Origin of the sequence: Dolichospermum sp. FACHB-1250 (assembly GCF_014696335.1) — a bacterium.
GTDB lineage: Bacteria > Cyanobacteriota > Cyanobacteriia > Cyanobacteriales > Nostocaceae > Dolichospermum > Dolichospermum planctonicum.
Genome location: NZ_JACJPZ010000027.1, coordinates 37,089 through 46,226, shown reverse-complemented (window position 1 = coordinate 46,226; position 9,138 = coordinate 37,089). Strand labels below are relative to the sequence as shown.

The 9,138-nt window shown below is 40.0% G+C and carries 7 protein-coding genes; 6 read left to right on the top strand and 1 reads right to left on the bottom strand.

Going from position 1 to position 9,138, the window contains the following annotated elements:
* Window positions 1-292 precede the first annotated feature (292 nt).
* A complete protein-coding gene (gene radA / locus H6F39_RS11525; protein WP_190396745.1) occupies window positions 293-1,819 on the bottom strand; it encodes a DNA repair protein RadA in 1,527 nt (508 codons plus the stop codon).
* Between the two features lie 275 nt (window positions 1,820-2,094).
* Between radA and rpaB the strand changes: the two genes are divergently transcribed.
* The 6 genes from rpaB to rsgA all read left to right on the top strand — a co-directional run bounded on the left by rpaB (window position 2,095) and on the right by rsgA (window position 8,836).
* Window positions 2,095-2,823, top strand: coding sequence for a response regulator transcription factor RpaB (rpaB, locus tag H6F39_RS11520; RefSeq protein WP_137906626.1), 729 nt, complete (start codon window positions 2,095-2,097; stop codon window positions 2,821-2,823).
* Between the two features lie 754 nt (window positions 2,824-3,577).
* Entirely contained in the window at window positions 3,578-4,222 is a 645-nt protein-coding gene (locus H6F39_RS11515) for a cofactor assembly of complex C subunit B (protein WP_190396744.1), read from the top strand.
* A gap of 563 nt (window positions 4,223-4,785) precedes the next feature.
* Complete coding sequence (gene grpE / locus H6F39_RS11510) at window positions 4,786-5,454, top strand: nucleotide exchange factor GrpE (protein WP_190371687.1); 669 nt, start codon at window positions 4,786-4,788, stop codon at window positions 5,452-5,454.
* Between the two features lie 930 nt (window positions 5,455-6,384).
* Entirely contained in the window at window positions 6,385-7,518 is a 1,134-nt protein-coding gene (dnaJ, locus tag H6F39_RS11505) for a molecular chaperone DnaJ (RefSeq protein ID WP_137906623.1), read from the top strand.
* Window positions 7,515-7,772 carry a sulfurtransferase TusA family protein gene (locus H6F39_RS11500; RefSeq protein ID WP_190371688.1) on the top strand — a complete coding sequence of 86 codons (258 nt, stop codon included), beginning with the start codon at window positions 7,515-7,517 and terminating at the stop codon, window positions 7,770-7,772. The genes dnaJ and H6F39_RS11500 overlap by 4 nt, the downstream gene beginning before the upstream one ends.
* The gene (gene rsgA, locus H6F39_RS11495) at window positions 7,769-8,836 is read left to right on the top strand and encodes a small ribosomal subunit biogenesis GTPase RsgA (RefSeq protein ID WP_190396743.1); all 1,068 of its coding nucleotides are present in this window, start codon (window positions 7,769-7,771) and stop codon (window positions 8,834-8,836) included. Before H6F39_RS11500 ends, rsgA begins: the two co-directional genes overlap by 4 nt.
* Window positions 8,837-9,138: the final 302 nt, after the last annotated feature.

The following is a 9,138-nucleotide window of genomic DNA, read 5'->3' as shown; positions in this document are numbered from 1 at the left end:
TTAATAAGGGTTTCGCGGATTTTTACCACAAAAAAGTGCCAGGTTTTGGCTAATGGTGTCTCAAAATGAATTGCATTTTTCTTTGTTGGATTTGGAAAATTGAGGATATCCAGACAGTTAAAACTGTTACCTGTTACCTGTTACCTGTTACCTGTTACCTGTTACCTGTTACCTGTTACCTGTTACCTGTTACCTGTTACCTGTTACCTGTTACCTGTTACCTGTTACCTGTTACCTGTTACCTGTTACCTGTTACCTGTTACCTGTTAAGAGTTCCCGTCTCACCTGATTTCTATTCATCCTCAGGTTCTAAATCTTCTACTGTCAGTTCTTGATGGGGAACAGCAGCAATAATTGCATCTATTACCTTAGATACTGGTAATATCTCTATACCAAGATCGGGAAATCTTGTGCCTTTGGGAACTATAGCTCTTTTAAATCCCAATTTTGCAGCTTCTTTTAACCGTAGTTCCATTTGGGAAACTGTTCGCACTTGTCCCCCTAATCCTACTTCTCCAATTAAGACTGTACCAGGGTGAACTATTCTATCACGAAAACTGGCAACGATCGCTACGGCAATTCCTAAATCTACTGCTGGTTCTTCTACGTTTAATCCCCCCGCAGAGGCAACGTAGGAATCTAATTTGGACATGGGTACTCCCACCCGTTTTTCCAATACGGCAAGTATTTGGACTAAGCGATTATAATCTATGCCTGTACCCGCTCTGCGCGGAGATGGGTAACTGGTAGGACTAACTAAGGCCTGTAGTTCTACTACTATTGGTCTTGTTCCTTCACAAGCCACGACAATGGCCGTACCAGGAGCGGGATCATCACGGTTGCCTAAAAATAGCTCGGAAGGGTTCTCAACTTCCTTTAATCCTTGAGACACCATTTCAAATATACCAATTTCGTGGGTTGCTCCGAAACGATTTTTTACAGTTCTTAATAATCTGTGGGAGGCAAAGCGATCGCCTTCAAAGTATAATACGGTATCCACTAAATGTTCTAATACCCTAGGACCGGCAATCGTCCCTTCCTTAGTCACATGACCGACAATTAACATAGTAATATCCTCATGTTTTGCCACTTTCATCAAAGCTGCGGTACATTCCCTGACTTGAGTAACGGAACCTGGTGCTGATGTCAAAGCTGGTAAAAATACTGTTTGGATACTATCTATTACAGCTACATTCGGTTTGAGGGAATCTATTTCTCGCAAAATTTCCTCTAAATCCGTTTCTGGCAATACATATAAATCTGCGCCTATACTATCAGGATCTATGGGTTTTTCGGACTTTGTAACGGTTTCCCCATCATCCTCTGTGACGATAGTAGGAGCTTTGGACATCCCCAACCGAGAAGCACGCAATTTAACCTGTTGTCCTGATTCTTCTCCAGTGACGTAAAGAATGCGATATTTTAAAGCTAATTGATTAGATACTTGTAATAATAAAGTAGATTTACCAATACCAGGATCACCTCCAATTAACACCATTGAGCCGGGAACTATACCACCGCCTAAAACTCGATCTAATTCACCATAACCCGATTCCCAACGAGCAATTTGTCTATCACTAATTTGATCAAAAGTCAAGGCAGATCTAGCTTTAGCTGGTTTAGTATTAGATGATCTAGCATTACCCTGGGTATTGTGCCAATTTCCCACACCACCCCGACTAGGTATATCTCCAATCAAAGAACTAATATTCTGTTCAACTAGAGAATCGTAAGTGTCGCAATTTGAACATTTTCCGAACCATTGGGAAAATTCTGCTGCACAATTACTACAGATATAAATGGTTTTTGCCTTAGCCATACTGAAATTTTATCTAAAAATCTTAATTATTTCTTAATTCTGGGAAAAATGGGAAATTTAATAATAGAAATAGTGAGAGCATTTCTGTTCTCAGTCAGGTACAAGAATAGGGAAGTTCATCGCAGATAAACGCAGATAAACCTAGAGAAATCTGTACCTTGGTGGACTAGGAAATTGTATAGAGCTTTTTCCCAATCAATTGAGAGAATGATATCCTAATATTATGATATTAAAAATTAATCATGAAAAATTTTAGTTAAGGAGCATGACAAAACTTGGAAAGTCATAAAGAAAAAATCCTGGTCGTAGACGACGAGGCCAGCATTCGTCGGATTTTGGAAACACGCCTTTCCATGATTGGCTATGATGTGGTGACAGCAGGGGATGGTGAGGAAGCTTTAGAAATGTTTCGCAAGGCTGAACCGGACCTGGTAGTTTTAGATGTAATGATGCCAAAACTCGATGGTTATGGTGTTTGTCAAGAATTACGCAAGGAATCTGATGTCCCCATTATTATGCTCACGGCTTTGGGAGATGTGGCAGACCGCATTACTGGGTTAGAGTTAGGTGCTGATGATTATGTGGTCAAGCCATTCTCACCCAAGGAATTAGAGGCGCGAATTCGTTCAGTTTTACGCCGGGTAGATAAAATAGGTGTAAACGGTATTCCTAGTTCTGGTGTTATCCATGTCAGTAATATCAAAATTGATACTAATAAGCGTCAAGTTTATAAGGGTGATGAGCGTATCCGCTTAACCGGCATGGAATTTAGCTTATTAGAATTGTTAGTCGGTCGTTCTGGTGAACCTTTTTCCCGTTCGGAAATTCTACAAGAGGTGTGGGGATATACTCCCGAACGTCATGTAGATACTCGCGTTGTGGATGTACATATTTCCCGTTTACGGGCAAAGTTAGAAGATGACCCTAGTAACCCGGAATTAATTATCACCGCTAGGGGAACTGGTTATCTTTTCCAACGCATATTAGAACCTGGGGAAGAGTAGGAAGAGTGGGAGGCTGGGGAGATGATTTTTTCTCATTTTTTTTCATACTCCGTACTCCCCACGGGACGTTTGACAGGTGATAGTTGACAGGTGATAGGTGACAGGTGATAGGTGCTACGCCACGGGGACAGACAAGAGATACAGAGATTTCTATTGTTTTCCCAAATGTGCAATTAATTTTGCCCAGGTACTTATTATTTCTCAATGTAGTTCTACCCCCCCTGCATACCATAACTTAACTTATTTGTCAATAGTATGTTTGTTCTGCCGATCAATTTACATAATTTATTGGAAAATTTTGTCCTAAACTTCTCTCAGATATTGCTGCTAAGAAAGTAAAGTTTTGTATTATTTGTCGGTATTGATTTCTGAAATAACTATGAATAAAGGGTTTTGGAAATCGTCTGTCCAGACGGAGATAAAATTGACAATATAAACCCAATTATGAAATTCTCAAAAATTGTAGCAAATCGCCGAAAGTATTGCAAGCTCGTGACTAAATAAAAATAATTCTCAATTAATTGTTAAGCAAATCTAAACTTCAATTATGATCAGTTATGAATATTAAAACTAATATCGTCTTTTCATAAGTTTTAATTATGATTTATTGTTAACGAAGAACCACCCGGTGATAATGGAAAAACTAACCTCAAAGTACACAAACAAAGAGAGTTTAAAAAGGATTATGTAAAATGCTATCTATGTCAACGTAAAAGTATCTGTTAATAACTAATAAATAACTAATAAATAAGTAATGACTAAATCTGATCCTAATCGAGTTTTGCGGCGTTTACCCTTGGTAGTTGGGGGTTTAGGTGCTGTCCTGTTGTTAATAAATCGGTTATTAACTCCACAACTAACAGATTCCCAAGCACGAGGAGATGTACTGGGAGTGATTTTAAGTGCGATATTAATTTTAACTGGTTTAATTTGGCAACAGGTACAACCAAGGACACCAGAGACAGTAGAATTAATTGGAGAAGAGGGATTCTTTTTAGCAGGGGATTTATCAGAAACCGCAAAAACAGAATTAGCCTGGGCATCGCGGCTATTATTAACAAATACAGTCACGCGATCGCTTATAGTTTACTATCAAGGTAAGGTTTTATTACGTCGCGGTATATTAGCTCCTAAATCGGAAGTAGTACCAGGAACAATCTTAAAAAGGGTATTGGCAACACAAAAGCCAATTTATCTAGTTGCTTTGTATGTCTATCCTGGTAAAATTGAATTTGATTATTTACCAGAGAACACACAAGGTGTAATTTGTCAACCAATTGGTAAAGAAGGAGTTTTAATTTTAGCTGCAAATGCTCCCCGCAGTTACACTAAACAAGATGAAAACTGGATTGCGGGAATGGCGGATAAATTAGCTGTTACTCTTGGTAATGAAGATTAGACATACCCCTTTAATAAGTCAGGGATCTGAGTCTATACTTTACAGAACTTTGTGTAACAGTTTGGTAAAATAGTCGAGAAAATCAAAGAAAGTCAAGAGTAATATGAACCCCTATTCAGTAGATATGCGATAGAAAATTATTAGCGTTTGCGAAGCAGGAAATAGCTCAATTGCGGAGGATAATCAAAAATCAAGCAGCTTTTCAAGTTCGACATGATTCTTTCTTCCTTCTTCTTTCTTACTCCTGACTCCTAGCCCCTAGAAAAAGACGTTTTCAGCGAACCCTATATAGAAAAACTGGAACTATTTTTTGTGGTGAAAAGTCGGTAATTCATATACAATGTGAATTATCTGAAGTGTTTAATAAAACTATTGCTTACGCGAAAACAAAGCAGTCATAGTGATAGTTTTTTCGGATTCCAGCAACAAAGTGATATCGCGTCAGGCTTTGGCCTGTAAGCTTACTGAGGGATAACCGCTCCCAAGCTCCCATTCAAGTAAGCAGCAAATGTCTAGCTTTGTCTAGAATTTACATAGCAGTTTCTAATTTACTGAGTATTTGTATGAAAAGTGAATTTTCGTCCGAAATCAACCCTAACGAACCTGGCCACGAGGTGAATGAGCAAACACCAGAGCAATTTCAGCAATTTAATCAACCGCAAGATATTCTCATGACTGAAGAAATTGACCAAGATAGGCCACAGCCTGTCGAAATAAATATTGCTGCCTTGTCAGATTTAACTGGGCAAATTGAATCTCTCAAAGTACAACTAGAAGAACGTAGCACTCAATATATGCGAATTGCAGCAGATTTTGAGAATTACCGCAAGCGTACTAGTAAGGAAAAAGAAGAAATAGATTTACAGGTGAAGCGAAATACAATTACGGAATTGCTGCCTGTAGTTGATAATTTTGAGAGAGCCAGGTCGCACCTCAAACCCCAAAGCGAAGGAGAAATGACAATTCATAAAAGTTATCAAGGGGTTTATAAACAATTAGTAGATTGTCTAAAACGGTTAGGTGTAGCACCCATGCGTCCTGAAGGTCAACTATTTGACCCGAATTTGCATGAAGCCGTGATGCGAGAAGCCACGGATGAACATCCAGAAGGAACAGTGTTAGAAGAGTTAGTTCGCGGCTATTATTTTGGTGATAGAGTACTGCGTCATGCAATGGTGAAAGTAGCTGCGCCTAAAGAAGATGTATCTTCCTCCCCAGAAGATTCAGTCTAACGAAAATAACAATTAGGGATCATCTTCAATCGTAGGAATACGGTTTAGATGTCAACCAAACCTCCCTATCAAGGGATTTTGCTAACTATATAAGAGGTTGTTGGAAAAGTTTTTGATTGTGATGTTAGACACCAGACCATCCCTGCTAGTAGAGTCAAAGTCCCCCAAATCATAGGGGATTTAGGGATATCTGAAAACATTTGATACATCACGATAGACTTGGAAAACACCCTCTCAGGTTGAAGAAGTGAACCAGAAGAGCATCATTCACTCAACTCCATGAGGAACGGACATAGCACAAATACCAAGAAAAGTATAGGTTGGGTTTTCCACCTCTAATGGTACGGCTAGTTCCCATCATCCATAGGTGGGTTTTTCTACACCTGAATAGCACAATGATAAAAGGTTCATCAAAACTAGCAGCAATAATTAACAATTAACAATTAATGAATGCTATGATTCGATTAAAAATAGAAATTTGACCAAAAATCTGGGATACAAGCCCCGTCCACTTCGGCCAGCTCAGTGCATCGCTTTTAGGACGGCTTTATGTTAAAATTTGGTCATAGTCGCCATAGGGCATTGGGAGACTTTAAACGGACATGGAGGGACGATAAGACCACTTGTGGCGTGTTCCGGTGAAGTGTCAAGTGTTTCCCCGCACCTTCAGGTCGGTGAGTATGTCAATAACATTGTCTTATAGACAAAATAGTCAAAGACCAAAACCAGAGAATGATCCTTGATTAAATTTGTACGTATTAGTCTGAAAATCTAGATTTTTGTACTTATGAGCAAACTTTAGCAAAAAAATACCAATAAAATTAATTATTAACAAAAATTAAAGTGTTACCTTAGACCTATTACCTACTATCCACGGCTTAAGCCACGCTATCGGTACTTTCGCTTCCTTATAACTTTTAACCCTGCTATATGGCCCGAGACTATTATGAAACCCTGGGTGTCTCTCGTGACGCCGACAAAGAAGAGATTAAACAGGCTTATCGCCGCCTAGCCCGAAAATATCACCCAGACGTTAACAAAGAATCTGGGGCAGAGGAACGATTTAAGGAAATCAACCGCGCCTATGAAGTGCTGTCAGAACCAGAAGTTCGCGCTCGTTATGACCGCTTTGGTGAAGCTGGCGTTTCTGGAGCAGCAGCATCTGGCGCTGGTTTTCAAGATGACATGAGTGGTTTTGCTGATATTTTTGAAAGCATTTTCAGCGGCTTTGGTGGCGCTCCAGGTGGACAACCTCAACAAAGACGGCGTAGCGGACCGGTGAGAGGTGATGATCTCCGCCTAGACCTGAAATTAGACTTTCGGGAAGCGATATTTGGTGGAGAAAAAGAAATCCGCATTTCCCACTTAGAAACCTGTGAAGTTTGTAATGGTTCGGGTGCTAAACCGGGAACACGCCCCCGCACTTGTGGAACTTGTAGTGGTTCAGGTCAAGTCAGACGAGTCACAAGAACTCCGTTTGGGAGCTTTACCCAAGTATCAACTTGTCCCACTTGTGATGGGACAGGAACGGTGGTTGAGGATAAATGTGATGCTTGTGGTGGTAAAGGCGCCAATCAGGTAACAAAGAAACTAAAAATCAATGTTCCCGCTGGGGTAGACAATGGCACACGTTTAAGGATTTCCCAAGAAGGAGATGCGGGTCAACGAGGTGGACAACCTGGTGATTTATATGTCTACTTATTTGTCAATGAAGATCAAGAATTTCATCGGGATGGAATTAATATTATCTCGGAAATTAAAATTAGCTACCTACAAGCAATTTTAGGTTGTCGTTTAGAGGTAAATACGGTAGACGGTCCAGTGGAGTTGGTAATTCCCTCAGGAACTCAACCAAATACGGTGATGAAATTAGAAAATCGTGGTGTCCCCCGTTTGGGTAATCCCGTGAGTCGGGGTGATCAAATGTTGACGGTGTTAATTGATATTCCCACTAAGATCATCCCAGAGGAACGGGAACTCCTGGAAAAACTGGCTAGAATTAAGGGAGATAGAACAGGTAAAGGTGGTTTAGAAGGATTCTTAGGAGGCTTGTTTAAGTCATGAGTGGGTCTTCTGTATTAACCCCTGACTCTCAACTCGATTTACGTGGTACTCCTTGTCCCATTAATTTTGTGCGGACAAAACTGTATTTGGAAAAAATGCCCCCTGGTGGTTTACTGGAGGTCTGGTTAGATGCTGGTGAACCCATAGAACAAGTTCCTGATAGTCTGACTATGGCTGGTTATCATGTAGAACAAATTACAGACTGTTCGGGCTATTTTTCCCTGGTTATTCGTCGTCCGGTTGCTAGGGAATGACAAGGGAAATTGTTACTACTGGACAGTTATTGGGTACGGTGTTAGCTGTACAGGCGAATTTTTACCGCGTGCAAATGGATGAGTCAGCAATAAGACCTGATCCTTTGATTCTTCTCTGTACGCGGAGAACACGCCTGAAAAAAATTGGTCAACAGGTGATGGTGGGAGATCGTGTTATTGTTGAAGAACCAGATTGGGTTGGGAGAAGAGGGGCTGTGACTGAGGTTTTACCCCGTCATAGTCAATTAAATCGCCCAGCGATCGCTAATGTCAATCAAATTCTGCTGGTGTTTGCAGTTGCTGATCCTCCCTTAGAACCTGTACAATTAAGTAGATTTTTAATCAAAGCTGAGTCTACAGGTGTTGATGTACTACTATGTTTAAACAAGTGTGATTTAATTTCTTCCCTGGAAAAACAACAAATTAATGATCGTCTCCTGGCTTGGGGCTATCAACCTTTATTTATTAGCGTTCAGAATCACATTAATATCAATCAAATAGCCACATATTTGCAGGATAAAATTACTGTGATTGCAGGTCCTTCTGGTGTGGGAAAGTCCAGCTTGATTAATAGTTTGATTCCCGACGCTAACCTGCGGGTAGGGGAAGTTTCCGGTAAATTAGCTCGTGGTCGTCATACCACCCGTCATGTAGAATTATTTGAAATGCCGAAAGGTGGTTTATTAGCAGATACCCCCGGTTTTAATCAACCTGATTTAGATTGTAGTCCTGAAGAACTAATTCACTATTTCCCAGAAGCTAGAAAACGTCTGGCTGTTGCCCATTGCCGCTTTAGCAATTGTATACATAAAGATGAGCCTGATTGTGCTGTTAGTGGAGAATGGGAAAGATATCAGCATTATTTAGAATTTTTAGATGATGCTTTAGCCCATCAAAACCAGATTAATCAACAATCTGACCCTGAATCTAGTTTAAAATTAATATCTAAAGGTAAAGGTCAGAGTCAGTACGAACCAAAACTAGAAAGTAAAAAATATCGTCGAGTTTCCCGGAAAACCCAATTACAAGATTTACAGGAATTATATCGAGAAAGTGAGGATTAATACTAATTGACACTCTCAGGGCTAAAGTCCATTTCTTGCTTTGTTGGGTTAAGGGACAGCACAACCCAACGCTTATGTTGGGTTTCATGCTTCAACCCAACCTACAAATCAAGGCTTTTTCTAATTTGGACAAGGTATTGCTTGAATGAACCGAATTTACTAACTATCCTGTAAATCCTTAAATCCTGGAAATCCTGATTCTGACAAAATAAAAAATCTGTGCTATAGTGAATCAAGACACCAAAACCAGATTTTTGTAGAAAAATATTTTCCGCCTAACGGCGGTGGGTTAAGAAGGGAAA

What these genes read in the sequence shown, in the direction of transcription:
- radA (WP_190396745.1), bottom strand. Translation starts at nt 1,819, where the DNA reads ATGGCTAAGGCAAAAACCATTTATATCTGTAGTAATTGTGCAGCAGAA.
- H6F39_RS11515 (WP_190396744.1), top strand. Translation starts at nt 3,578, where the DNA reads ATGACTAAATCTGATCCTAATCGAGTTTTGCGGCGTTTACCCTTGGTA.
- grpE (WP_190371687.1), top strand. Translation starts at nt 4,786, where the DNA reads ATGAAAAGTGAATTTTCGTCCGAAATCAACCCTAACGAACCTGGCCAC.
- dnaJ (WP_137906623.1), top strand. Translation starts at nt 6,385, where the DNA reads ATGGCCCGAGACTATTATGAAACCCTGGGTGTCTCTCGTGACGCCGAC.
- H6F39_RS11500 (WP_190371688.1), top strand. Translation starts at nt 7,515, where the DNA reads ATGAGTGGGTCTTCTGTATTAACCCCTGACTCTCAACTCGATTTACGT.
- rsgA (WP_190396743.1), top strand. Translation starts at nt 7,769, where the DNA reads ATGACAAGGGAAATTGTTACTACTGGACAGTTATTGGGTACGGTGTTA.